The sequence below is a fragment of the Spirosoma aureum genome, from assembly GCF_011604685.1.
GTDB lineage: Bacteria > Bacteroidota > Bacteroidia > Cytophagales > Spirosomataceae > Spirosoma > Spirosoma aureum.
In genome coordinates, this window is sequence record NZ_CP050063.1 from 6,540,006 (window position 1) to 6,566,229 (window position 26,224).

Genomic DNA, 26,224 nt, shown 5'->3' on the forward strand with positions numbered 1-26,224 from the left:
ATTCAGATTAAAGAACCACCCACAACAATTACCTATATTTGCGCGGTTTTAGATCTGTACACCATTTGCGTCGCGGCTACCTATTTGCTCGGCGTTTTGGTGGACCGGCCCAAACGGCCCACCTATTACGAACTCCATAGATACGCTGCATGAGCATACTGCTGTCAATTGTAATGCCCGCTTACAACGAAGAAGAAGTGATTGAAGTCGTTGTCAAGCAATGGACTGATTTACTGACCCGTCAGTTTCCAACCGAAAACACCAGGTTAATCGTTATTAACGATGGCTCACGTGATAATACCGGCGCAATTCTGGATCAGATCAAGAGTAAGTACCCTAAATTAATGGTTGTCCATCAGCCTAATGGAGGCCACGGCAACGCCGTTGTGAATGGCTACCGGCAAGCTGTTGCGCTGGATTCTGAATACGTATTTCAGACGGACAGTGATGACCAGTTTGTTACCGACGATTTCACAAAACTCTGGGCAAAACGAAGCGAATCACCATTTATTCTGGGGTATCGCGAAGAACGGTTCGATGCATTTGCCCGATTGATTATTACCCGTATTTTGCGACTGAGCATAGCGTTCATCTACGGAACCTATATCATGGACAGCAATATTCCGTTCCGTCTCATTCGGGGTAATTTTCTAAAAAAACTGCTTGCCCAACTACCCACGCCAACACCATTTGCCCCGAATATTTTCCTGGCGGTGATGGCAAAAAAAGCAGGATTCAACACATTTGATATTCCGATCACGCACAAAGAACGCCAAACCGGCACGGTATCCATCCTGAAATGGAAATTACTGAAAGTCTGTATTCAGAGCTTTAAAGAGCTGGCTAAATTCCGCCTTGAACTGGGCGGAAAAGTCAAAGCGCTCAAAAAGCCAGAACCAGTTGCCGCCTAGATTGATATAGGATGTAGGATGTAGCATATATATTTCGATACCATGCTACATCCTATACCATACTTCCGATTCAACTTATGAACTATAAATATGTTATTATTGGCTCAGGGCCAACGGGTCTCGGAGCTGCCTATCGCCTGAAAGAGTTAGGCATTACCGACTTCATCATTTTAGAAAAAGAAAACCGGATCGGCGGGTTGTCGAAAAGTTTTGTCGATGAGAAAGGGTTTACGTGGGACGTAGGTGGTCACGTACAGTTTTCGCACTACAAATACTTCGATGATCTGATGCTGAAGGCACTGGGCGAAGATGGCTGGCTGAGTCACCAGCGGGAATCATGGGTCTGGATCGAAAACCGATTCGTTCCGTATCCGTTCCAGAATAATATCAAATACCTTTCTCCCGAAACCATGTGGAAATGCCTCGAAGGCATTATTCACAACTATAAGTTTCCAACCAACCAAAAGCCGGCCAATTTCCGGGAATGGATTCTGGCAACCTTCGGGTCCGGTCTGGCCGAAACATTTATGTTTCCCTATAACTTCAAAGTCTGGGCATATCCGCCGGAAGACATGAATGCGGTTTGGGTAGGCGAACGGGTAGCGGTAACGGATTTGCAACGTGTCACGAAAAATATCATTTTCAATCAGGATGATTTTTCGTGGGGACCGAACAGTACCTTCAAATTTCCGAAACAGGGTGGAACAGGTGGCATTTGGGAAGCTATCGGTGACCTCCTGGGCCGTGAATACGTGAAACTGAACGCAACGGTCGAAAAAGTTATTGGACCCGAGAAAAAAATCGTTTTGGCCAGCGGAGAAGAAATTCAGTACGAATACCTGCTGAACACAATGCCCCTTGATCTCTTTACCCAACGAGTTGAAGGGCTGGATTCTGATACCATACAAACGGCCCAGGGTCTCAAGCATTCGTCGACCAACGTAGTAGGCATTGGATTGAAAGGAAAGCCAAAAGAAAGCCTGAAAACAATGTGCTGGATGTATTTTCCTGAATACAACAGCCCCTACTACCGCGTAACGGTGTTTTCCAATTATAGCCCCAACAATGTTCCAGACATCACCCAGAACTGGTCGTTGATGACTGAAACCAGTGAATCGGCGGCCAAACCCGTTAACCGGGAGACCCTGGTCAACGATACGATTCGGGCCTTACTGGAAGATCAGCTCATTGAATCGGCCGACGATGTGATTTCAACATTCCACATGGCATTTGATTATGGCTATCCGACACCGTCTGTTGAACGGGATGGTATTCTGAAAGCGGTTCTGCCAAAACTGGAGCCATACGGAATCTATTCAAGAGGTCGATTTGGCGCCTGGAAATACGAAGTCAGTAACCAGGATCATTCCCTGATGCAGGGAGTCGAATGGGCCAATCGCGTAGCGGCCAATGTGCCCGAAGTAACGATGCCTTTCCCCGAAACAGCAAACGCAATGTGGGGCAAATAGTAACCGGTGAATAAGTTGGTAAGTCAGCCAGTCAGTAAGCAGTCTGCACTTACTAACTTATCGGCTGACTTACCAACTTATTGACTTATTAATGAAACGAAGCGTCTGGATTGGCATTGGAGCACTATTGCTGGCCATCGGCGGGTGGTTGGGTTATCGACAGATCTACCCATCGAGCCGCACAGTGTGGTCGCTGATGCCGTCAGGCCAGTTGCTTGTATTAGCCAGCGACCGACTGCAGGATACGATATCGGCGCAGGCGTTAAGAAATCAGATAGCCTTACAGCAGTTACCCATTTTTGATGAGGCCCGGCAACGCCTTAACCGGTTTCTATACGCGGCCACCGATTCATCAACAGCCATTCAGTTTGCGAAAGGGAAAAAAATCCGCTACTCGCTCCACTCGATTTCCAGAACGACACTCGATTTTATCTTTTACATTCCGACAACGGATGTTGATCAGGCATTTTTAAACCGCCTGACCAATCCCGATCCTCGTCATTACCGCATCCTACGCCACACGTTCGAAGGCGAAAAAATTCTGGATCTGGTGTCACGGGCTAATGAACCCGTTGGTTCTTTTATTCTCACCGATGGGTTTCTGGTTGGCAGTTCGTCTGGCATTCTGATCGAAAATGTGGCCAAACGGATGCACCAATCCCTCCGGTTGCCACGGGCAGAACCGGAGTTTCAGGTAGATGCCGATCATTGGGCAGGCTTATCGATGCGCCCAGAAGTACTCCAATCGCTGTTTGGCAATGCCCGTTCGCTGGTCCGGCTTTTCCTACCCGAAGAACTGAATTTGCAGTTTCGCCCGTCGGCCTCGCAATCGCACCTGATAGGGTACGCAGCCGATGAAATTGGCGACCGACAGGACGTAGCCTCACTATTTTCGGGCCAAACACCCCGCCGTATCCAAAGCTCGGATCTGATTCCACAAACAACAGCCACGCTCTACCACATCGGCATCAGCGACGCCCCTCGTTTTGGTCGGTCATTAAGCAACTTGCTCAATTCAGCATCCAGCGACTTCCTGCGCGACCGGTTTGATCAGATCGAGCCTGCTACCGAAACGCTGTATCGATCGCTGGGTTCCGATATACTCCTATGCCGGATGGAGTCACCATCCGGTGCCCGCCAGCAGGTAATGGTGCTCAATGCGACTAACATCAAGGAATTGTCAAGTGCCTACCAGCAAGCCGCCTACCTCGCAGGAGCTAAAACACCTGCCCCTCTCAAGACCTTTTTAGGGCATAAGACATTGCTGCTCGACGTGCCAGAGTTACCGGCTTCGTTATTTAGTAGTCTATTTACCGGTTTCCAACGGAGTTGGATTACCCAACACGGCTCGTCACTGATTGTTGCTAACGCTGAAGACGCCATGCAGGAATACCTGCTGCAAATTCAACGGAAAGCCGTCTGGTCAACGGATGAGCGCCAGGTCGATCTGGTAAAAAATACACTTCGTCCAGCTAATTTCACGGCATTTGTTCGTCTGAACCGCGTCAATTCTGATCGATCTCAGACTTTGTTAACATCAACCTGGCCGCTTGCCTGGCAAAATCTGCTCGATGATCCGGCAAAGGCAGAACAAAGTTCGGGGTTTGCTAACCTCGAGAATATAGCTTATCAGGCCAGTTATGGAAACGAAAAAATTCTGTCTACGCTGGTACTGGGCCGCACAACCCGCCGGGCGAGCAAGGCGGTTTTGAACCGGCTGCTATTGCAGAAAAAAGTAGAATTTAACGCCCCGCTGATTTCAGCACCGGTTGTAACGGGTAACCTGAGCGATGGTTCAGCCCAGTTTTATGCTCAGAACAATGCCGGACAGTTTGTATTAGTGACCCCTGAAGGCGACAAGATCGTTCAGGATACTACAGATGGACCCATCAGGAGCAATACGCTGGCCGTTGATTTTCTGGACAATGGTAATCTGCAATACCTGTTTATGACCGACCGGACGCTTTATATAGCCGATCCCCGAAAGCGATCGGTGCATTTAAATACGATCCGGCTTCCGGCGGGTATCGACCCGACGTATCTGACCCGTCCACGCGGTAGTATGCAACGGAACTGGGTCGCGCTGGTTGCTCATCAGGACGGTCAGATTTATGCCCTTGATCGCCAGCGAAAAGCGTTCATTCGCATCATGACGGCTCCCCGCAAAGGGCCTCTCCTACTGCCTTTTCAGGTCATTGCTACGAGAGCCGGTATGGAGGTTCTGGCCATGCAACCCGACGGAACGCTTAACCGATGGCGGGAAAATGGGACACAACTTCCCCACTATCCGGCCCGGGTTGAGCGATCAACCGAGGATGAGAAGGAAATACGGTTTGCAGGACCAGCTCTGTTACCACTTGGTCAGTCGGCCATTCAGACCATTACCGAAGAAGGGCAGCTATTGACATTAAATGCCAATGGCCTGATTGCCAGCAAAACTCAACTCTACAGACCCGTACGCAACGGCGATTTTCGGCTTTTCCCCGACGAAGCCCAGACAAACTGGCTCCTTTTACGGACAACTGATACCGAAGTTACTATTCTTGATCAGCAGGGTCAGCGCCGATTTGACGTGCGAGCTTTGCAGTCTGGCCGTAATAATGTTCGATATTATCGGCTTGGAGCTGGTATTGAATTAATCAGTGTCAAATCCGGTGGATTTACGGCGCTTTACGACCTGAATGGCCGAATTATTGGCGACCGGCCAATTCCGAGCGATTTTCCGATAGCCTTACAATTTGACGAACGAACAAATGAATTATACATTTTAAGCGGGGCCAAACAGGCCGTTCAGTTATTTAGTATTCGACTTCGGTAAAAACCGGATGTAAAAGCCGGGAAGACAGATACTTTCCCAGACTCTACATCCGATTCACTGCCAATCATCACTATGCGTTTTCTAAGATATATCGTTCTGGTAATTGCTCTCGTCCTCTGGGCTGGTGGTCTATCGTCAACCGTTTCGCACTGGTTATATAGCGTAGGTGTAATCGTCGATGATTACCGCTATGGAGATCTATACAGAATCTCAGCTTTACCGCAATTCAAAGATCACCAACCCGTTTGCCCACCATCGAACCGGGCAAGCGATACTTCATCTACCCACCTCTATATTATCGGTGATAGCTTCTCGGAAGAGCAGCGAATTAGCCGGGACGATTTTCGGGTAAGCCACTACCAACGGGTTAAATGGGGTTTTTCGCAACGTGCCCAACTTGACCCGACCAAACGGAATGTTCTTTTACTGGAAACAGTGGAACGGCACTTCCGCGAACACTTTGCTCAGCCAGTGAATGAACTGGTCGTAGAAAAAGACACCAATCAGGCTCCATCTGCCATGGTATCCTGGCGTCGTCGATTAAAAGAGGATTATCACCGGAGTGATGTTGAAGAGCGATTGGCATCAACGTTATTCAGTCATGACTGGGCATTCTGGCTCAAAGAAGTAAAAGCAGCATTAACCCTCAGCTGGTTTAACCGGGCGAGTACGGGCGTAAGCCTATCGCGGGATCACAAGAATATTTTTCTGGATTTCGACACAGATACTACCCGTAAGAAGTTATCATCATTCGCCAAGCTGCCCGATACGGAAGTGAACACACTGGTGGATAGTCTCAACTCGATAGCTGACCGGTATCGGCGGTTAGGTTTCGACGATGTTTATCTGTCCATTATTCCTAATAAAGCAACTATTCTGGAGCCTAACCGTGGTGCTTATAACCATCTGATCGAGCGGGTGCAAAACAGTCCGAAACTACGGGTAAAAACGGTGAACATCTATACACCTTACAAAGAGGCCAGCCAGGTACCTTACCTAAAAGGTGACACACACTGGAACTGTGCGGGCAGATCGTTATGGCTCGATGCTGTTCGTGAGCAACTTAGTTTATAGCCTTGCAACTCGATTTATTTATCCAATCACAAGAACCGTTTACAAATCTTACCGCTCAATAATTAACCTGTGTTCACGATTCGTATTGATCTATCAAGTGCTCGATTAAATTTGGTACTTTCGGGCTGTGTAGCCACAATTGGACGTGGTGATGGAAAAAACAGAACAGCCAACAGATTTAGTAAGTCCGCTTTGGCAATTATTTCGGGATAAACAGATGAATTTAAGAATATGGGCACTTTTATATAGCATACTACGTGCCTTCTGGTTCATCATAGCTAAGCTTAATCCCCCGATTCATTTGGTATTAATTCTTATTTTCTCTACTTTACCTATATACTTACTTAGTGCACAACCAAAACTAACTGATAGCTTAAAACATGAACTTGTTTTAGCCAACCAGGATACGAGCCGAGTACTGGTATTATCTGAACTGTGTTTACAATACCGACTGTCAAAGCCCGATTCAGCGTTTTGGTATGGCCAGAAAGCCCTTCATCTAGCCAGGCAGATCAATTATATAAAAGGCGAAGCTAATGCTTTAGGAAGTATTGGTTTTGTCATGCGCGAAGTTGGGAATCTGCCCAATGCACTACGAGTAGAATTCAAGGCAATTCAAATAGCTGAAGGTAGTAATGATGCCTATGAAATTGCCCGCAGCATGAACATCGTTGGGAACATTTACCTGGATCTGAAAGATTTTCCCAACGCACTCAGGTATTATCATCTCGCCCGTCAAAAACATACGGCTATTCATCACGAACCAGGACTGGCCATTACGCAATCGAATATTGGCAGTACCTACGAGCAGATGAATAAACTCGATTCAGCGTGGTACTATGAACGGCTGGCCTATCAGAAAATGCTTCGCCTTAATTTGGTCAATAACATGCCCTATGCTCTACGGATTCTGGGGAATATTCAGGCCAAACGAGGCAATCCGAGCCTGGCGATGCATTATTATCGGCAGAGTCTGGCAATAGCGCAGAAGGAATATAATCTTCGCAACATCGCATTCGCGAATACGGCCATTGCCCGACTATATCAGAAAATAAATCAGCCCGATTCCTGCGTTTATTACGCAAAAAAAAGTCTGCTTGAGAGCGAGAAAGGATCGTTTGTACGAGGAGTTTTAATGGCCAGCAGTATTCTGGCTGAGATCTACGAAACCAGGAATACGACCGAAGCACTTCGGTATTATAAACTGGCAGCGATAACAAGGGACAAGCTTTATGGCGCCGAAAAATTACAGTCTCTACAAAGCATAACGTTTGATGAACAGGAGCGGCAGCGCGACCTGGAAGCGGCCCAACTGGCTTACCAGCAACAGGTGAGGCAATATATTTTACTGATTAGCCTGATCATCTTGCTGCTGATTGCACTCATTCTCTGGCGCATCAATCTGCAAAAACAGAAAGCCAATGCATTGCTGTTTCAGCAAAAATTAAAAATCGGGCAGCAGTCTGATCAGTTAACGCTAATGATGCAGGAACTGCATCACCGGGTAAAAAACAACTTTGCTATTGTAACCAGTTTACTCAAACTACAGTCGGTTCGACTGGAAGACGAAAAAGCGATTCAGGCAATGCTCGCTGGTCAGCAACGGGTTGAAGCCATGTCGCTCATTCATCAGCGCCTTTACCAGAGCAATCAGGTTACCACGGTCAATATGGACGAATATATGACAGATCTGGCCAAAGGGCTTATGGGCGCTTACGGTTACAATCTGTCTAATTTCGATCTTTATCTCAACATCGAATACAAAACGTTAGATGTTGACATAGCCATGCCGCTTGGCCTGATTGCCAATGAGTTGCTAACGAATGCATTCAAGCATGCCTATTCGAACAACCAGGAACCCATGCTCCGCATTAGTCTGTTCAACGGCAATGGGCTTACCCTGGAAGTACAGGACAACGGCCCTGGCTTAGACATGACTACCTGGAAAAAGCGTAGTAACAAATCTTCCTTTGGCAAGCAGTTGATTGTTTCGCTCTGTGATCAGTTAGAGGCTCATCTGGAAGTGATCCAGCATAATGGTACGTTGTTCCGTATCAACATTCCCAAACTCTATATGAGCAGCATGCGTACCGTGCTTTCCCAGCAGGCTTTGCCTTCCTGATCGCGTATAGCTCGTTGATGCCTCCTAGATTAACTGAAATAAATCGTTCACGCCCAGCATCCGCTTACTGATGAAGCCCTCGCCGAATTCGACGCCAATCATGTGCCCATGTTCACGCGTGCGGGCTTCGAGAAATTTCATGAACGCTTCACCCGAAATGTAACTCTGAGGCTCGCTACTGGTTGGGTCAAAAAATTGACTTTTATAAGCCCGAATGGCCGCCAGTTTACCTTCCCAGTAAGGGCTTACATCGACCACAAAATCAGGCTTGAGCGAACGATCCTGAATAAAGTGATAGATAAATGAAGGCCGGTGTGCCTGTTGTGGCTGTCCATCTTTTCCTACAGTTTTAATTTGCCGTAAACCAGCATAAAAACAGGCGTCGACCACCAGTTGGGCTGCCCTGCCATGATCAGGATGGCGATCGTCGATGGTGTTTGTGAGGATAATATCGGGTTGATAATGACGAATGACGGGAATCAGGGCCATCTGATGCTCTTCATCGTTCCGAAAAAAGGCATCGCGGAAACCCATATTCTCGCGGGCGACTAAATTCATAATTCGAGCTCCCTCCTCCGATTCCTTCAACCGAATTTCGGGCGTTCCTCTGGTGCCAAGTTCGCCACGGGTCAGATCAACACCTGCAACCGTTTTCCCTTGTGCCACCAGCGATAGGATAGTACCCCCGCAAGTCATTTCGATATCGTCAGGATGAGCCGCAATGGCCAATACATCTACTTTCATGAACTTGTATTTAATTATTCTGGCTTTTTACTGACACGATCAATAGCCAGTTACATTTACAATCAAAGTAAGGTAAAATTTGTTCGCGCCAACCCAAAACAGCAGGCAATCATTTTTCCAGTGAAAAAGGCTATTTTTAGCACCAGAAGGCCCAAAAGCTAACTAACCCCCTTTCCGTTCAAACTCATTTATGTCTTACAAAGCCCTCGCCCTTCAACTAACTTGCCAGAGTATAAATGCCTACCAGACCCGCGACGAAGCCGAAGCGGTCATGCTTCAGACCATTGAACGTCTTGAAAAACAACTAGCCGCTTCCATTAATTTCATTGGCCGCGACACACTGCTGGTTGTTGTCCCCGAATATTTTCTGACGGGTTTCCCGATAACCGAAACCACTCATCAGTGGCGCGAAAAAGCGGCACTGGAGATTGATGGACGTATTTACGAAGCCATCAGTGCGATGGTTCAGCGTCAGCAGATTTACTTTTCGGGAAACGCTTACGAACAAGACCCTTTTTTCCCGGAGCTTTATTTTCAAACCAGCTTTATTATCGGTCCCAACGGCGATGTATTGCTACGATATCGTCGACTGAATTCGATGTTATCGCCCACTCCCCATGATGTTTGGGAACTGTATCTGGATGCCTACGGCTACGATTCGCTGTTTCCTGTAGTTAAAACCAATATTGGAAATCTGGCCTGCCTTGCCTCAGAAGATATTTTATATCCAGAAGTCGCCCGCTGTTTAGCCATCAGAGGGGCCGAAGTTCTATTGCATTCCACGTCTGAAATTGGTAGTCCATTGCTTACGCAACGAAAAGTGGCCAAGATGGCGCGGGCTATTGAAAATATGGCCTATGTTGTATCAGCTAATTCGGCTGGTATAGCCGACAGTCCGCTTCCTATGGGTACGACGGACGCTGGCTCTAAAATTGTGGACCCCAAAGGAATTGTATTGGCCGAAGCGGGCTATGGCGAGAGCATGGTCGCCAACGCCGACATTGACCTGGCGGCCTTACGGGAGTTTCGTCAACGTCCGGCAGCGGGTAATTTACTTGCCCGTCAACGATTTGAACTTTTCGCTGAAAGCTATGCAAAGTATAACATCTATCCGCCCGACACCCTCTTAAGTCAGCCTGCCGAACGACAACACTTTATCCGAACCCAGCAGGAGGTTATAAAAAAACTATACAGCTAAATTCGGGCAGTTTTAAGTAGGCAGTGTGCCGTTGGCTAAAGACTGGGTTCTGTCTACTAAGAACTCGTTTGGTCAATGGCCACTTTTCGCCTGCGTTTAGGTAGCCGGAACAGGTTACTACCCGATTCTTCAGGCGTCTGATCGCCTAAAAGAACTCCCCAGGGCCGCAAGCTTTCAACCCGATCGAAAATAACTTTCATGATCGCGATTGCCGGTATAGACAGAAACATTCCTGAAACACCCGCCACTGCGCCACCGATCAGTACGCCAACGATAGACACGAGCGCATTAACCCGCACTTTAGAGGCCACAATCAACGGCACAAGTACGTTGTTATCAATAAACTGTACAAAGAGAAACACCCCAACCACACCCAACAGAATCGTTAATTCGGGCTGGTTACTAAACGTTATCAATACCGTTAGGGCCGTTGCCACCAGCCCGCCGATATAAGGAACCAGGTTCAGAATGGCGGCCATAATTCCCAGCAAGACAGCGTATTGAACGCCCAACAGCAGTAATCCGACCGAATTGAGCACGGCAACGACGACCGTTTCGATCAGCAATCCAACCATATAGCTTTGGATAACTCCTTTTATTTCACCCAGCACTTCCCGCACACGTAGGGTGTGTTTTTCGGGAAAGAGAACAACCACAAAATGCAGTAGCATTGTTCGGTAATAAAGCAACAGAAAAACGTAGATTGGAACCAGTGTTAATGTACCAAGCGGCCCGGCAATAACGCCCAGTGCATCAGGGCTTTGCAAACTATTCAGAGTTTGTGCCTGTGCTTTTTGCATGTAGTTATTCTGTTGCCGATAACTGACATTGTATTCGCGTCGAATCCACCGCTGAACATCGTGATAAACATCATTGATGTTCTGACGAAACTTAGGAATGTCGTCAGTAAAATCGGCAATCTGCATGGACAATACCACGGTCACTCCAGACATAACAATAATTGCCAGCAAGAGGGCCAAACTTATGGCAATGACTTTATGCATTCCCAACCGGATAAGTCGATCTTCGACAGGACGTAACAAAACGGCCAGAAGCCCTGCCATAGCAAGCGGCACCAGAATATCCTGCCCTAGATAAATACCCGCCGTCAGGATGGCAAGCGACAGTAATGAGTGAGAGAACTGGTGGTAATGAGGACGCGAGAGGTCAGAGCCCATGTATCGTGAATGGTTAACTTTACGAGTAAACTAAAATTGAGCACAAATGGCTTTATATAACTGCGTGCTCCAATAATCGAATGGTCCCTTTAGCCGCATCTATCTCTGCATTGATACCGAGAGGCACCGTAAACTTATCGGTGATATGGCCAATCATCGAACCGGAAAAAGCAGGTATATTCAACGGAATAATATGATCGGTCAATACATCTTCAAACGTCAGCGAACCATAGCCGCCACTACCCGGCTCGCAGGAAGAACACTTACCAAATACAAAACCCGTAAGCTGCGACAAAACACCGGCCAGTTTTAAGTGTGTAAGCATCCGGTCTACGCTGTAAATATCTTCATGCGTATCTTCCACAAACAGAATTTTACCTTTCCAGTCGGGGATGTACGCTGACCCGAGCAGGTGTGATAACACCGTCAGGTTTCCACCAACGAGCTGACCCTGAGCGATTCCAGGACGAAGCGTCATGATACGGTCTTTAATCTGGGTCAGGTTATCATCTTTTTTTGATGGATTCTGAAATGTGACTACTTGCCCATCCATGAGTACCTGCCGCAACCAATCAACTGTGAACGCATTCCACGTAACTGCACCAACGGGGCCATGCATGGTAATAAGTCCAGTTTTCGTGTAAATAGCCAATAAGAGAGCCGTAATGTCACTATAGCCAACCAGAATTTTGGGATTCTGCCGGATTAACTCATAATCGATCAGTGGCAACAGTCGGGCACATCCCCAACCACCATGCATGGCCATAATCATTTTCACTGATGGATCGGCAAACATGGCATTAAGGTCGGCCGCCCGGTCGGCATCCCGACCAGCCAGATAACCGTATCGGTCATAAAAATGAGACGAAACCTTGGTCTGCAATCCCAATGCCTGCAACGATTCAATCGTGATTTGCACCGTCTCGCGACTATAGGCGGGTGATGCCGGGCAAATCAGCCCGACGGTATCGCCCGCTTTAATCCGCGCTGGTTTGATCGTGGTTGGTTGGCCATCCGTTACTGAAAGAAACGGGGCGATTACGGCGGTTTTGAGCAGTGAACGACGGGTTGGCATTGGCAAGTCAGAAGTTAATGCGGGAGTTGGTTTATGTTAATTCGATGAAAGTACTGACGTTTTTGCTACGTCACAGCACTTTGTTTAATGGCCTGCCATTCGTGGCACGGGCTCAAGCCAAACTACTCAGTAAATTGATTATTAAGTAACTTGTATATTTCTATTTAGGACTTTCGCTGCTAAGCGTGCCACGGTTATTAGGAGCAGTATCAGTACCCGTGGCACGCTTAGCAGCGAAAGTCCTACTATTTTGTTTATCGTGTGTTATCTATTTGTCCGATCATCCTAATTGCAACTTATAACCGAATAGCTTTTCTGACAAATAGGTTTTATTACTTAAAAATCACCTACTTTACGGCCAAAATCCCGTTTTTGCTTTATGCAATTGACCATTAATGAACGTTCCAGCATCCCCAAATATCGGCAGATTGTTGATGCTGTCCTGCAGGGGATCGAAACGGGGGCTTTACATCGCGATGAACAACTTCCGTCCATTAACGAACTGAGCGAAGAGTTTTATCTGGCGCGGGATACCGTCGAAAAAGCATATAAGTTTCTAAAAAAAGAGGGTGTCATCCAGGCTGTTCGGGGGAAAGGGTATTTTATCCGGCGTGAAGGGCCCGATCAGTTACGGGTCCTGTTGATCATGAATAAGCTCAGCGCCTATAAGAAAATAATTTATTACGCTCTGCTCGACGAATTGGGTGCCGGTGCTGTGGTTGATTTACGATTACACCATCACGATGCAACCCAGTTTGCCCAGTTGATCCGGGAAAGCCAGGGGGAATACAATTATTATGTTGTAATGCCTCATTTCTACGAACAGGCTGCTCCAACATCCACCCAGACAGCCAATGTACAGACGTTACTGGCAGAGATTCCATCCGATAAGCTGGTGTTATTAGACAAGGATTTGCCCGATCTGAAAGGCAATCATATCGCGGTCTTTCAACAGTTTGACCGGGATTTATACCAAGCGCTGGAATCGGGTGCCGACCTTCTTGAAAAATACCAGAAGCTCTTATTGATTTTCCCAAAAGATGTGCGCTACCCACCCGAGATTGTCCGGGGGTTCAGAAATTATGCCGTACATCATCGTAAGGATTTTACGATTCTAGACACTACGGTCAATCACATCATTGAGCCTGAAACTGCGTATATCGTACTGGAAGACAGCGACCTTGCTGAGCTAGTCCGGCAGGCAAAACGACAGAATCTCCTGCTTGGCCGCGATGTTGGCATTCTGTCATTTAACGAAACGCCCCTCAAAGAAGTCCTGGCCGATGGTATTACTGTCGTCTCAACTGATCACGAGCAGATGGGCCGTACTGCCGCCCAACTTATGCTCGAACATCGTCCAGAAAAGGTGAAAAATCCCTTTAAACTTATTCGTAGAGGCTCACTTTAACGATAATCTACGGCAGGCTGGCACGGTCTATGTATCCGTCGCCAACCCACTATAGTGATCATTTCTTATAATTAAACTTCAGGATATAACCTTTCTTGCCGTCGCCCTCACTGGCAATAAACAGATCGCCGTTGGGCGCGAAGCAGATACCTTCGGGCTGTCGGAACTGCTTAGGATCAAGGGGTTCGGAGTAAATAATTTTAGCCTGCCGATTGGTAATGATCAGGCGTTTACCCGCCGATGTCAGAATGTACCATTCACCCGTAATCGGATGTACGGCTATTCCTGAAGGCTTGTAGGTTTTTGGGTCAATTCCGGCTCCATTGAGTTGATCATCATTCAGGCTCATGTCTTTAAAAACGGCCTTATTTAGCAAATCGAACGAATAAACGGTTTTATCGCTCGAAGGGCCACCATTTTTAACCGCAATCAGCAACCGCTTTGTTTTCGGATCATACCCCAGCCCTTCAACTTCCGTCTTTTTAGGTAAATCGGTTTTAGTACGACCAATCTGGGTTGATTCGGGTTTGAACCGAAATAGATTCCCGTTGCTTTCCAGGACGTAGATCTCTCCATTTACGTATTCAATGCCTTCAAAATCACCATAGCCGCCAAAGCCAAAATCCTTGACAACATCCTTCTTTTTGGTATCATAGACGTATACAACCGCTTCTTCGTCCTGTACACAGAGCAACTGGTCGTCCTTATAATAGGTTAGGCCCGATATTTCTTCCAGTTTTTTTGGCATTGTAAAGTTCTCATCGGGAGCTGTCAGTTGGTAAGGCAGTTTGAAGGTTGGGTCGAGTCTGCCAGCTTCGGTTGTTTCATTTTTTTTCGATGATGGACCGCAGCCTATCAGCAACAGCATTACTCCCAGAAGTAGACGGTTCATGAACAAAGGTGTTTTGCGGTAAAAGTAAGTGTTTGAGCTGGAAGAGTCACATAGCTCTTTGGATTTTTCAGCCATCACTAATAATTAATAATCTTCCAATAATAATCAGTTTCTAAAGACCTCACCCCAGACGGCATTCAGAGTATTGAAAACCAGACTCGTACAGAAAATACTGGCACTCCGATAGGTTTAGTTTCAGCAAAAAGCTGGGTTTTACACCTTTGCATTGTTCAAACGAAACAGCAAAAAAATGAAAAATGTATTCATCCTGATACTAGGTCTCCTGGCTGGAACTGTATCATTCGCCCAGACACAACCTGGCATTGCCCCCGAAACAAGCGTGAGCATTACGACTGATCAAAAGCTTAAACTTATTGTCGGTCGCGACGAGACAACAGCAACAATTACCATGCGTGACGAAAATGGGCATGTTATCTACACCGATAAGGTTGGGCTCCAGAATGGACTCTATCAGAAATTCGACATTGCTCAACTCAATGAAGGCACGTATGAACTGGCAATTGCTATTGGTAGGGAAACGGTCGTCAAATCATTCGTCATTGAATCTCAGCCTGCCCATAAATTAGTTGCCTTGCGCTCATAAACTGAATGGCGTCATTCAGATTCCTGAAACTGGCATTCCGCCGGTTTCTTTTTTGTCAGGGAATACCTATCATTAGCTTTGTATAATGACTGAATCCACCATGACCTACCGTCTGACGAATCGACAAAAATGGCAACTCGCAATTAGCGTATTTGTTATTTATTGGCCTATTCGACTGTATATCAATGTATCAACGTTTAGCTGGGCTCTCATTCTGCGTAATATTCCATTCTGGATATTGGAAACCATAATGAGCGTTCTATTCTTCTATGCGTGGATCAACGTAACGGAGTGGCTGCAAAAATGGCTTTTTAATCGTTTCGGAGAAGGTTTTCTGATTGAATTCAGAATACCGACTCAATTGGCAACACTGGCCATTGCCAGTGCACTGGCGGTTGTTTTTAACTTTGGTTTTTATATGCTCTGGCATAGTGTAGACGATACGTTACAGCGTGGCTTTGGGATCATTCGCGAACAGGAAGCTCGCCCTCAGCGCACTCAACCTACCCAGGCCGTTTCCGAAGAACGTCGGAAACGAAGCGATCAACGCCGGCGCGTCAACAACGGCATGACCGTAATGGCCATGTTATCAGCATTTTACCTGGCGGCAAACCGTAGGGCCTATAGTCGGCTGGAGGATGTGCAGGTCCGGGCCGAACGGCTGGAAAAAGAGAATATTCAGGCACAGTTCGCGGCACTTAAAAGTCAGGTCAACCCGCACTTTCTGTTCAATAGCCTAAGTATTTTATCGTCTTTGGTTCACGCCGATGCCGACTTGTCTGAAAAATTCATTGATCAATTGTCAAGAGCATATCGCTATATTCTGGAGCAAAAAGATAACGAACGAGTGCTTCTCAAAACCGAACTGGAGTTCATTCAGGCTTATCGATTTTTACTGAATATTCGCTTTGAAAACAAATTCGACGTTGTTATTAACGTTCCCGAATCCGATCAGACCCGTTATAGCATTGCACCATTGACCCTACAATTGCTGGTTGAAAATGCGGTGAAGCACAACCGTATGTCCTCCAGAGAGCCGCTACACGTGCATATTCAGCTTGAGGGCGATTGTCTGCTTATTCAAAATAACCTTCAACCCCGCCCACAGTCTGAAACCTCAACTGGTGTAGGTTTGCAGAATATCATTACCCGGTATGCGCTACTCACCGAGCAGCCTGTTTGGGTTGGCGAAAATGAAGGTACTTTCATTGTGAAGATTCCACTTTTAACCTAGCGATTAGTGAATTAGAAAGTCAGCCAATACGATTTTTGGCTGGCTATTTATTCACTACGTTGCTTATTACTTATTCATCAAGAAATGAACGTTGTTATCATTGAAGACGAAAACCTAACGGCTAAACGGCTGGAGAGTCTTCTTCACAAATACGATCCGACGATCAATGTATTGACCCGACTACCATCGGTGGCCGAAACTGTAGTATGGCTGGAGCAAACTGACCGACCCGCCATTGACCTGGTGTTTATGGACATTCACCTGGAAGATGATCTTGGTTTTCGGATTTTTGAGCAGGCGGATCTGACGACACCCGTCATTTTCACGACCGCCTACGACGAATACATGATTCAGGCTTTTAAGGTAAATAGTATCGATTATCTGCTTAAGCCAATAAATTACGACGAATTGGTAGCCGCTATCGAGAAATTCAAGGCGCTGAAAAAACAGTTTGGTCAGGCCAGCCCCCCCGCTCCGGACATGGATACGCTGCTCAATCTAATTGGAAAATCGAAGCATACCGATTATAAGGATCGGTTTATGATTACGGTTGGGAATAAAATCCGGAGTATCAGCACATCCGACATTGCTTATTTCTATCTCGAAGAAAAAATCGTCTTTCTGGTCACCAAAGACGGCCTGAACCTTCCAGTTGATTATAGCCTGGACAAGCTCACCCAGGTGCTCAATCCGCGCCAGTTTTTCCGCATCAGCCGACAGTTTCTGGTATCACTGCCTGCAATTCAAACGATTCATACATTTTCGGCTGGCAAACTAAAGCTTGACCTTACTCCGAAATCAAAACACGAAGTATTTGTCAGTGGTGATCGAATGACGGAATTTAAAGAGTGGCTGGGGAAGTAGTTCTAAGCCAACGAAGTATGGTCCTCGAAGCCAACCTGTTTCATTAACTTGTTCCATAAGCATATCAGCCCGACGCCAATTGCGTTTCGGGTACACTTACTATGGCCCTTTTTTAGATGAAGTGGTCAACATCAGTACTTCTTATTTTACTTTACTAATTTTTCAAATCGTTCAAACCCCATTCCTGCATCACGTAAATAACAGGCATCAGCGACTGGCCGTATTCGGTGATCTTATATTCTACCCGTGGTGGGATTTCCGCATAAATAATTCGCTCAAGAATTTTATCCTCTTCCAGCTCTCTTAGTTGATTGACCAGCATTTGCTTGCTAATGTCAGGCATGGCTCGCTGTAGCATACTAAAGCGGTTGCATTTTTTACTGATCGCATAGATTATCAAAATCTTCCACTTGCCGCCAATTCTATTTAAGCAGTGTGTAACCGGGCAATTATTGGGATTAAAATCCTTGTTTTTTCGCGTATTTGCCATTAGTCTAAAATAATGTACTATGATGTCTAAAATTGACTACTGGTACTTAATAGACAAAGGTAACAACTTTGTATTCTCTCAAAAAGGCATCTAAGTTCGTAACTCTACCACCTTATTGCTGGCCTTGGGAAGAACGGTGAGTGTTTCGGCAACAGCAAAAATGTAAAACAATAACAGTAGAACAGATTAAAGAATCGATTGTGGGCAATTGGGTAAGCATTGCTTCCGAGTTGCGCCCAAGCATTAGCAAAAATACTGATGGAAGTATGAAACCATTCTACCTGACACGGGCCTTTACGTACGCGGCAGGCGACAAATTTGCGCTGGACGTGATTAATTCAGCCGACCCTTTTGGCAAGGTGCCGCTGGTAAAAATTGTCATAAAAGGCCATATTGTCTGGCAAGGGGAGCATCCGATTGTCGCAGGTGCCCAAAAAGTAGACTTCATCGCCGACGAGGGCTACGAAGTTACGCCCTTGCATCAAGGGTTTGCTGATGCTATGAACCAGGTTGCCAGCCAGGGTTTCAACAAATGGGAAGTCAACAGTATGCAGAGCGTTATGGGAAAAGCATTTGCTCCTTTTGGCCTTGTGGAGGGACAAACCTACGCCGAATACGACTTGATTTTCGTATTGAATGGCATGATGTTTTGGGGAGCCAAACACGTAGATGGCCGTGGCTTCGACAAACTTGAGAACAGGCCAGACAATTTGCAGATTCCCTTGATTAGACGTCAGTAAAGATATTGTATAGCACTCCTTCTCCCTGTGTTGTCGTTGTATCGGTTAATTAGTTATTGCAGCTAGTGTGAGTGTATGATCTGTAGGCCCCCATTGGATTGAATCACCTATCATCGGAGTGAAAATCGAACGGTAACTGCTAACAGTTGAAGAGTATATACTACTGCAACGGAGCCGACTTCGGAGAAAATATACCTTCAGTCGGCTCCGTTGCAGTAGTAACACGCCACCCAATTTAAAGTAAAAAATGAGGATAATTGAGAAGTTGCTCGCCAAAGGAAAATGGAAATTTCTAGCCGTTTCAACGTTTATGCGCTGATCTGTCGCTGACTGTATTTGGCAATTTTAGAGAACAAGTCCTTAGGATTAAACGGCTTTGTAACGTAATCAACCATACCGACTTCCACAGCCCGGTCTTTATTGCTAAACGTAGCCGATGCGGTCAGTGCAATGATTGGTAATTCACCGTTGATTTTCCTGATTTCCTGGGCTGCGGTATAGCCGTCCATAACCGGCATCTGTAAATCCATTAATACCAGATCAAATTGATTATCATGGCATTTATTAACGGCGAGTAGACCATTCTCGGCGGTATCAACCTCAATACCCCACATAGTCAGAAACTTAAGCGCTACCTTAACATTGACGGGATAATCTTCCACCAATAAAATCTTTAACCCCCTCAGCGTTTTGTTGTCAACGGCATCGGGTGTTGATACCAACGGAGCCATACTTTGACTAATTGGTAAGTTCAGTGTAAATGAAAACGTTGCTCCCTTTCCTTCTTCGCTCTCAATATGAATGGGGCTACCGTGAAGTTCGAGTAGTTTTTTGGTGATGACCAGTCCAAGACCAGTTCCCCCAAACTTACGGGTTGTAGCCGAGTTGGCCTGCGTAAACATCGTAAAAATTGCCTCCTGTTTATCCGGAGCAATGCCAATACCCGTATCCTGAACGGAAACATAAATCGAAGCGTGTTCTTCTGTTCGGTGCTCCAGCGACAGTTCGATTGTAATCGTACCTTTATGCGTAAACTTGATGGCATTAGATACGAGGTTCGTTAACACCTGCCCGATCCGCAGCGAATCACCAATAAGCGTATCAGGAATATCGTCGTCGATCATCAATCGAATTCGATTGCCATTTTCCTGAGCTTTGGCCTGCTGAGCCCGTTTAATGTTCGAAACCAGGTGTTTAAGATCGAAGTTTACTTCTTCCAGCTCAACTTTTCCGGCTTCAATTTTACTAAAATCCAGAATATCGTTGATCAGTGCCTGTAAGTGCTCAATTGAAAACTGGAGCGTTTTAAGGTTTTCGGTCAATGCAGGCGGCACTTCTTCCTGCATCATCAGGTAGGTCATGCCAACAATTCCATTAAGGGGCGTCCGGATTTCGTGGCTCATCATCGACAGAAAATCCGACTTAGCCTGCGTTGCATTTTCGGCAACTTCTTTTGCGCTCCGCAACTCGTCTTCAATCGTTTTCCGGTATTCGATCTGGCGTTGCAGAAACCCAACCAGGCCAACCAGATTGTTCGTATCGAAATCAGCAATAGGCTCACCTTCCGGTACTTCGATCAAATGAATCGACTCAATCAGTTTGTCAACCGACTGACGACGCTGACTTACCTCTTCTTTTAATTTCTCGTTTATATCCGTATACTCCCGCTCATTCAGTGATGCCGAATGTTCGAGTAATTCTTTGTCCCGATCAAAATTAAGATACGACTCATTGACAGCCTGAATAAATTGCTGAAAACGCTCATGCTCTAAACAATCTGGTGTTAAATGCCTGTTAATCTGGCGCTTTAATATCTTGTGCAGCGAATTCACCTCCATAGCTTATTGTTCAGATAGAATCGTTATGGTCATGGTCTGGTTGTGTAACTCACCCGGCGTGGCTGGTCCTGCGGGTGCTATTTCGCCGTAGGAATAAAATCCTGTCATAACAGGTTGATTGCCAAAAATATCACGGGCCACTTCTACTTCCTCTTCAGTACGCTGCCCCAGAACCAGTTTCCGGCCAACACAACTGATCAGCAAGGCCAGTTCGGGGCTTTTGCCCAATTGCTGGAGAGACGCCTGAGCGGCTGTAGCAGAGGCTTCAATTAAGCGATCCAGATTGGCGCGCATGAAACGAACACGAGATCCTTCGGGAATATCACCTGCGAAGATCATGCTTTTTGTTTTTTCGTTAATAGACAGGATTGTCCGCACGAGTGGTTGAGAGTCAGGAGTAATCCGGATCGATAGTGGGAAAAGCAGTGCAGTTCCAGGCAGGCCGTCGGCATATTTCCCCAGATAATCCTTGTATAAATCGAGGGCTATTCGGTCATCTATCTGGTATAACTCGTTGTAAGAGGACTTAGTCACCTCTCGTTCGGGACCAAATACGTCCCAGCCACCCATTGACCCATGCCCTACTTTCAAATCGGCTCCATACAGGCCAATTCCAACTACTTTTCCGGAATCCGGGTTCTGGTTAGCCCCTACCAGGGTGCGTTCAAAACGGGCTCCATCGCCAGCAAGGCCGCCAATCACGGGCACAGGCCAGTTTAGACTCCGGTTGCAGGCCTCAATCAAATCGCTTCCATTAACGACTCCGCCATCGGAAATAAGGATAATAGCCGCTAAATCGCTATCATCAAGTGATTTAGCGATTTGTTCGCCTGCCCGATAACTTTCTTTATGATCAGCAATATCGATCTGAACGGTTCGAACGGTTGTTTTTTCTAATTCGATGGCTGTTACGACCACCGTATTATCATGAACTTTATCGGAAATTATTTCTCCTGATGTAGAATTGATAATAATTTGCGCTTTGGGATAGAGTAGACGCAGATACTCATAAGGTTTTACAGCTTCCAGCAGTTTGCGCTCGCCAAAGGCCAACACTAAGTCAGCCTTTTCGGGCAAAAAACCTGGTGTTTCAGAAATCATTTCCCAATTGCCATCTGCAAATCTAGATTGGCCTATCTTCATGATATACGATAAAATATATGTATTAAAATATTAGCTAAGTTTATACACCAAAAACGCAGAACGAAATTAATTAAGTTTACCATTAAAACATAATTCCCACTATAATTTTAAAATTTAGTCATTTAATTCACAGAAGGTTTTCTTTTGATTAGCGGTATCGGCCTATCTGATCAAGTTCTTTCACTAACGTTTATTAACGCATTCATTAAGACAAACACAAGATCAACTGTATGATAAGGCGACGAAGCCGTATCTTTGTCCAATGGATAATACCAACCAACCCCGCCGACAACGCGGCCAGCGTACGAATGTCAACCTCACTGTCGAGCAACCCGCTCTGTTGATGGCATTCCTGATGGAGAAACTGCCCCACAAAAACCGAAATAATATTAAATCCTTACTCAGCAATAAGCAAATCCTGATTGACGGTAAGGTATATACGCAGTTCAACCACCCCTTGCGGGTCGGCCAACTAGTGACCGTAGCCGCCAACCGGGCTTCCCAAACCACTCAATACCGGGGAATCACTATTCTCTATGAAGATCCTCATCTGATTGTGATCAACAAACAGGCCGGCCTTCTCTCGATGGCAACCAACAAGGAACGGGATCGGACGGCTTACAGTATGCTGAGTGATTATATCAAGAAAGAGAATCCTAAAAATCGTATTTTCATTATCCACCGGCTCGACCGCGAAACCTCCGGTGTGATGATGTTTGCCAAGAGTGAAAAAGTTCAACGGTTAATGCAGGAGTCCTGGAACGCAACAACCAAAGAACGCACGTATGTGGCACTGGTTGAAGGAGTTCCCGAACCGCCCAAAGCTACAATTACGTCCTATCTGCGCGAAAGCAAGGCACTGATCGTTTATTCGAGCCAGAATCCTGAAAATGGCCAGTTGTCGGTTACTAATTATACGGTAATGAAAGCCAATCAATACTTTGCCCTGTTGGAACTTGAATTGGAAACGGGTCGGAAAAATCAGATTCGCGTTCATATGCAGGACATTGGCCACCCAATAGTTGGCGATTCCAAATATGGCGCAACATCTGACCCCATTGGTCGGTTAGGTCTACATGCCGAAGTACTTGCGTTTGAACACCCAATTACAGGCGAGGCCATGCGTTTTGATGCACCTGTGCCGAAGAGTTTTTTGAGTGCCGTAAAGGAACCGAATTGATCCTAATCAGGGATTAGTAAAATTGAGTAATGTTCTAATCTAAGCCTAATTACTCATCGTAAAGCTAATCCCTTCCACCCCTCAATCTCCGGCTTCGGCACTCAAAAATCGGCATTCGGCCAAATTGATTTCATCCCGCAGATTCATCGGCGCACCTTTGAACCGTCAATCCCGAATGTCATGAAAACGATATTACTATCTATACTTATTATTAGTTCAACTGCCGCTATTGCCCAGGTATCGACTCCACCTGGAACACCAGCCAGTGGAACGCCCACTTCACCTACAAGCCCTGCCCCTGCCAACACAGTACCAGACCCCTTTGCAGCTCCAACCAGCACAACACCTGGAAGTACGACAGGCACACCCATAAATACGCCACCAGACACATTCACCATGCCTGCCAGTCCTACCAAGGAAGATGTGGCAGCCCCTGTTGATCAACGGCCAAGACCAGGCATTACCGGTTCTGAAGCCGAGCCTCTTCCACGCGGCAATGGTAAACTTACCGGTGTTCTGGTCGATTCGTCGAGCAACAAACCCGTCGAATTTGCAACAATTGCCCTGCTCAGCACAGCTACCAACAAACCCATTGATGGAACGACAGCTGACGCATCGGGTAAATTTGTGCTTCCGAAACTTGCTCCGGGCAAATACCGGCTCCTGTACACCTTTATTGGTTATAAAGACAAACGCTCTAACGTCATTACCATCGAGCGGGGTAGTGATATCAATCTCGGTACAATAAAAATTTCGGCTGATGTTCGGACACTTAAAGAGGTAAATGTGGTCGGGCAGGCAGCCATGATCGAGGAAAAGGTTGACCGGCTCGTTTACAATGCCGATAAGGATATTACAGCCAAAGGAGGTGATGCTACCGACATTATGCGAAAAGTGCCGATGCTTGCGGTCGACATGGACGGTAACGTTAGTTTGCGTGGTAGCAGCAACGTAACGGTGCTGATTAACAATAAGCCTTCTACGATCGTAGCCAGCAGTGTAGCCGATGCGCTGAAACAGATTCCGGCCGACATGATCAAAACGGTTGAAGTAATTACCAGCCCCTCAGCTAAATATGATGCAGAAGGTTCGGCGGGTATTATCAATATCGTAACCAAGAAAGACAACTTACAGGGGGCAACCCTAAACGTAAATGGCGGTGGTGGAAACCGGGGAAGTAACCTGGGCCTGAACGGTAATTTGCGGACGGGTAAAATGGGCTTTAGCCTCAGCGGTTTTGGTCGGGCGGAATACAACATCCGTGGGTCATTTATGAACGATCAGAGCACGATTTCAAGCACGGGTACAACCCGTACGCTGCAATCAGCCAACACATTGTCGAGTCGGCTGTTTGGCAATTTTCAATTGGGCTGGGATTATGACATTGACAAGAATACCTCGCTAACGGCCAGTCTGCGCTATGGAGCCCGGAATGGTTCGGCCAATCAATATAATTTGCTGACTCAGACGTTTCAGCCAACTGGTTACTTCCCGATTGTCAATGACCGCAACGTACAAACAACCGACTTGTCGGGTACAGTTGATGCAAATATTACCTATACAAAGATCTACAAGCCACAGCAGGAATTCAGCGTGATGGCTCTGTATAGCCGTAATAACCGTACCAATAACTTTGTAGCCGACATTTTGAGTGGTACTGATTTTGAAACGATCTCCGCCCGGCAGAAAAACGATAACAACAGCTACAATCAGGAATCGACGCTCCAGATCGATTATCAAACGCCCATCCAGAAAAATCAGTTACTCGAATTTGGGGCGAAGGGTATTCTCCGTCAGGCCAATAGCCAATATCAGTATTATCTGGCTAACGGTGCCGAAAGTGATTATCAAATTGACCCCAGCCGTGTAGGCAATACGCTCTTCTACGATCAGAATATTGCCGCTTCTTATCTGTCTTATACCCTGACAACCAAGAGCAAATTCACGATTAAAGCCGGTGCTCGATACGAATATACGTTCATCAACGCCAAATTCAGCAATGAAGCCGCGAATCCATCAACCTCTATTCCCAATTACGGAAATATCGTTCCCAGCATCAATATTTCTAAAAGTCTGAGTGGCGGAAAAATCATCAAACTGGCTTATAACCGCCGGATTCAGCGACCAGGTATTCAGTTCCTGAATCCAAACGTTAATGCGTCAAACCCAACGAACATTACGATCGGTAACCCATACCTGTCGCCAGAATTAACCGATAACGTTGAATTCAGTACCAGCGCCAATATTAAGGGATTGTATCTGAATGCAGCGTTGTTTGCCCGGCGTACCAATAATGAAATCACGGCGGTTCGGGATGTATCACAACAATCGTTTGGTGACCCAACGAACCCAGTTCTCCAACAGGTGATCCGCACGAGTTATCAGAACGTTGGCCATCAGGATGCCTACGGCTTGAACCTCTTTGGTAACGGAACGTTGTTTTCAAAACTACAACTCGGTGGGGGTATCGATCTGTACCACGTAAACCTGACAAATAATAACGTTAACCCAATTTATGCGGCCTCTAACTCTGGCTGGGTAATTTCTGGACGGGTTAACGCCAGTATGTCGCTCGCAAACGGCTGGGCATTCCAGGCTTTTGGTGGAATGCGGGGTAAGCAAATTCAGTTGCAGGGCTATCAAACCAGCATGTACTTCTATAATCTGGGCATCCGGAAAGAGTTCAATGATAAAAAGTCAAGCCTGGGTCTGGCAGCAGAAAACTTCCTGAATCACCCATTCACGATGAAGTCAGAATTGTCGTCGCCCATCCTGACGCAAAACTCTGTAACGAACTTCTACAATGCCGGTGTCCGATTAACATTCAGCTATAAGCTCGGCAAAATGAGTTTTGATGCACCCCGCAAAAGCCGGAAGTCGATCAATAATGATGACATAAAAAATGGCGAAGGCGGTGATGATAACAACAACAATGGCGGAAATCAGCCTCAACAGTCAACTCCAGCGAGTGGTGGTGGTCGCGGTGGCCGTCCCCGGTCATAGATAGATCTATCTTCAGCCGGCAGTTCTTAGTATAGAGCTGCCGGCTAAAGATAGAAAATTTCTTTCCGGTCGCTGGCGACCATGATCTACTCACGTTTAGTTTTTAGCTCTTAATTAGAATAGGTTGGTGGTAATCCCCCTGGCATTGCTGGAGGGATTCCTTGTTTTGGTCAATGCTGAGTTTCGGCAGCTTACGGCACGCTGAGGCTCCCATATTAGTTACCTTTACCAGTCAAATA

At 46.4% G+C, this 26,224-nt stretch carries 20 protein-coding genes; 13 read left to right on the forward strand and 7 right to left on the reverse strand.

From position 1 onward, the window contains the following. Nucleotides 1-149: 149 nt before the first annotated feature. From G8759_RS26030 to G8759_RS26050, 5 genes are all read left to right on the forward strand, one after another. Complete coding sequence (locus G8759_RS26030) at nucleotides 150-911, forward strand: glycosyltransferase family 2 protein (RefSeq protein ID WP_167214895.1); 762 nt, start codon at nucleotides 150-152, stop codon at nucleotides 909-911. Nucleotides 912-988: 77 nt separating this feature from the next. Next, on the forward strand, nucleotides 989-2,380 hold the full coding sequence (locus tag G8759_RS26035) for a protoporphyrinogen/coproporphyrinogen oxidase (RefSeq protein ID WP_167214898.1): 1,392 nt from the start codon (nucleotides 989-991) through the stop codon (nucleotides 2,378-2,380). 91 nt (nucleotides 2,381-2,471) lie between these two features. Beyond that, nucleotides 2,472-5,198 carry a hypothetical protein gene (locus tag G8759_RS26040; protein ID WP_167214901.1) on the forward strand — a complete coding sequence of 909 codons (2,727 nt, stop codon included), beginning with the start codon at nucleotides 2,472-2,474 and terminating at the stop codon, nucleotides 5,196-5,198. Nucleotides 5,199-5,270: 72 nt separating this feature from the next. Next, complete coding sequence (locus G8759_RS26045) at nucleotides 5,271-6,272, forward strand: hypothetical protein (protein WP_167214904.1); 1,002 nt, start codon at nucleotides 5,271-5,273, stop codon at nucleotides 6,270-6,272. A gap of 301 nt (nucleotides 6,273-6,573) precedes the next feature. Then, nucleotides 6,574-8,394 (forward strand): sensor histidine kinase, encoded by a 1,821-nt coding sequence (locus tag G8759_RS26050; RefSeq protein ID WP_167214907.1) that lies wholly within the window; start codon nucleotides 6,574-6,576, stop codon nucleotides 8,392-8,394. A gap of 24 nt (nucleotides 8,395-8,418) precedes the next feature. On the opposite strand, the gene bshB1 is transcribed toward G8759_RS26050, so the two are convergent. Next, nucleotides 8,419-9,138: a bacillithiol biosynthesis deacetylase BshB1 gene (bshB1, locus tag G8759_RS26055; protein ID WP_167214910.1), complete on the reverse strand. Its 720-nt coding sequence runs from the start codon at nucleotides 9,136-9,138 to the stop codon at nucleotides 8,419-8,421. 190 nt (nucleotides 9,139-9,328) lie between these two features. Between bshB1 and G8759_RS26060 the strand changes: the two genes are divergently transcribed. Continuing rightward, complete coding sequence (locus G8759_RS26060) at nucleotides 9,329-10,336, forward strand: nitrilase-related carbon-nitrogen hydrolase (RefSeq protein ID WP_167214913.1); 1,008 nt, start codon at nucleotides 9,329-9,331, stop codon at nucleotides 10,334-10,336. A 56-nt stretch (nucleotides 10,337-10,392) separates the two neighbouring features. Here G8759_RS26060 and G8759_RS26065 read toward each other — a convergent pair whose 3' ends face one another. Continuing rightward, the gene (locus G8759_RS26065; protein WP_167214916.1) at nucleotides 10,393-11,514 is read right to left on the reverse strand and encodes an AI-2E family transporter; all 1,122 of its coding nucleotides are present in this window, start codon (nucleotides 11,512-11,514) and stop codon (nucleotides 10,393-10,395) included. Nucleotides 11,515-11,566: 52 nt separating this feature from the next. After that, on the reverse strand, nucleotides 11,567-12,589 hold the full coding sequence (locus tag G8759_RS26070) for a S66 peptidase family protein (protein ID WP_167214919.1): 1,023 nt from the start codon (nucleotides 12,587-12,589) through the stop codon (nucleotides 11,567-11,569). 379 nt (nucleotides 12,590-12,968) lie between these two features. Here G8759_RS26070 and G8759_RS26075 point away from each other — a divergent pair, with 379 nt between their 5' ends. Then, entirely contained in the window at nucleotides 12,969-13,997 is a 1,029-nt protein-coding gene (locus G8759_RS26075) for a GntR family transcriptional regulator (RefSeq protein WP_167214922.1), read from the forward strand. Nucleotides 13,998-14,055: 58 nt separating this feature from the next. Here G8759_RS26075 and G8759_RS26080 read toward each other — a convergent pair whose 3' ends face one another. Then, nucleotides 14,056-14,889 (reverse strand): SdiA-regulated domain-containing protein, encoded by an 834-nt coding sequence (locus G8759_RS26080; RefSeq protein WP_167214924.1) that lies wholly within the window; start codon nucleotides 14,887-14,889, stop codon nucleotides 14,056-14,058. A gap of 250 nt (nucleotides 14,890-15,139) precedes the next feature. On the opposite strand from G8759_RS26080, the gene G8759_RS26085 reads away from it, so the two are divergent. The 3 genes from G8759_RS26085 to G8759_RS26095 all read left to right on the forward strand — a co-directional run bounded on the left by G8759_RS26085 (nucleotide 15,140) and on the right by G8759_RS26095 (nucleotide 17,591). After that, complete coding sequence (locus G8759_RS26085) at nucleotides 15,140-15,493, forward strand: DUF3244 domain-containing protein (protein ID WP_167214927.1); 354 nt, start codon at nucleotides 15,140-15,142, stop codon at nucleotides 15,491-15,493. A gap of 100 nt (nucleotides 15,494-15,593) precedes the next feature. Then, nucleotides 15,594-16,727, forward strand: a complete 1,134-nt coding sequence (locus G8759_RS26090) for a sensor histidine kinase (protein WP_167219287.1) — start codon at nucleotides 15,594-15,596, stop codon at nucleotides 16,725-16,727. A gap of 84 nt (nucleotides 16,728-16,811) precedes the next feature. Then, a complete protein-coding gene (locus G8759_RS26095; protein ID WP_167214930.1) occupies nucleotides 16,812-17,591 on the forward strand; it encodes a LytR/AlgR family response regulator transcription factor in 780 nt (259 codons plus the stop codon). A gap of 154 nt (nucleotides 17,592-17,745) precedes the next feature. Here G8759_RS26095 and G8759_RS26100 read toward each other — a convergent pair whose 3' ends face one another. After that, nucleotides 17,746-18,081, reverse strand: coding sequence for a winged helix-turn-helix transcriptional regulator (locus G8759_RS26100; RefSeq protein WP_167214933.1), 336 nt, complete (start codon nucleotides 18,079-18,081; stop codon nucleotides 17,746-17,748). A gap of 266 nt (nucleotides 18,082-18,347) precedes the next feature. On the opposite strand from G8759_RS26100, the gene G8759_RS26105 reads away from it, so the two are divergent. Next, on the forward strand, nucleotides 18,348-18,821 hold the full coding sequence (locus G8759_RS26105) for a hypothetical protein (RefSeq protein ID WP_232073950.1): 474 nt from the start codon (nucleotides 18,348-18,350) through the stop codon (nucleotides 18,819-18,821). 308 nt (nucleotides 18,822-19,129) lie between these two features. Here the strand turns inward: G8759_RS26105 and G8759_RS26110 are convergent, their stop codons facing one another. Beyond that, nucleotides 19,130-20,659 (reverse strand): ATP-binding protein, encoded by a 1,530-nt coding sequence (locus G8759_RS26110; RefSeq protein WP_167214936.1) that lies wholly within the window; start codon nucleotides 20,657-20,659, stop codon nucleotides 19,130-19,132. 3 nt (nucleotides 20,660-20,662) lie between these two features. Beyond that, entirely contained in the window at nucleotides 20,663-21,802 is a 1,140-nt protein-coding gene (locus G8759_RS26115; protein ID WP_167214939.1) for an FIST signal transduction protein, read from the reverse strand. A 262-nt stretch (nucleotides 21,803-22,064) separates the two neighbouring features. Between G8759_RS26115 and G8759_RS26120 the strand changes: the two genes are divergently transcribed. Both G8759_RS26120 and G8759_RS26125 read left to right on the forward strand, forming a co-directional pair. Then, complete coding sequence (locus G8759_RS26120; RefSeq protein ID WP_167214942.1) at nucleotides 22,065-22,982, forward strand: RluA family pseudouridine synthase; 918 nt, start codon at nucleotides 22,065-22,067, stop codon at nucleotides 22,980-22,982. A 180-nt stretch (nucleotides 22,983-23,162) separates the two neighbouring features. Further along, nucleotides 23,163-25,985, forward strand: a complete 2,823-nt coding sequence (locus tag G8759_RS26125; RefSeq protein ID WP_167214945.1) for a TonB-dependent receptor domain-containing protein — start codon at nucleotides 23,163-23,165, stop codon at nucleotides 25,983-25,985. The last annotated feature ends 239 nt before the right edge of the window (nucleotides 25,986-26,224 follow it).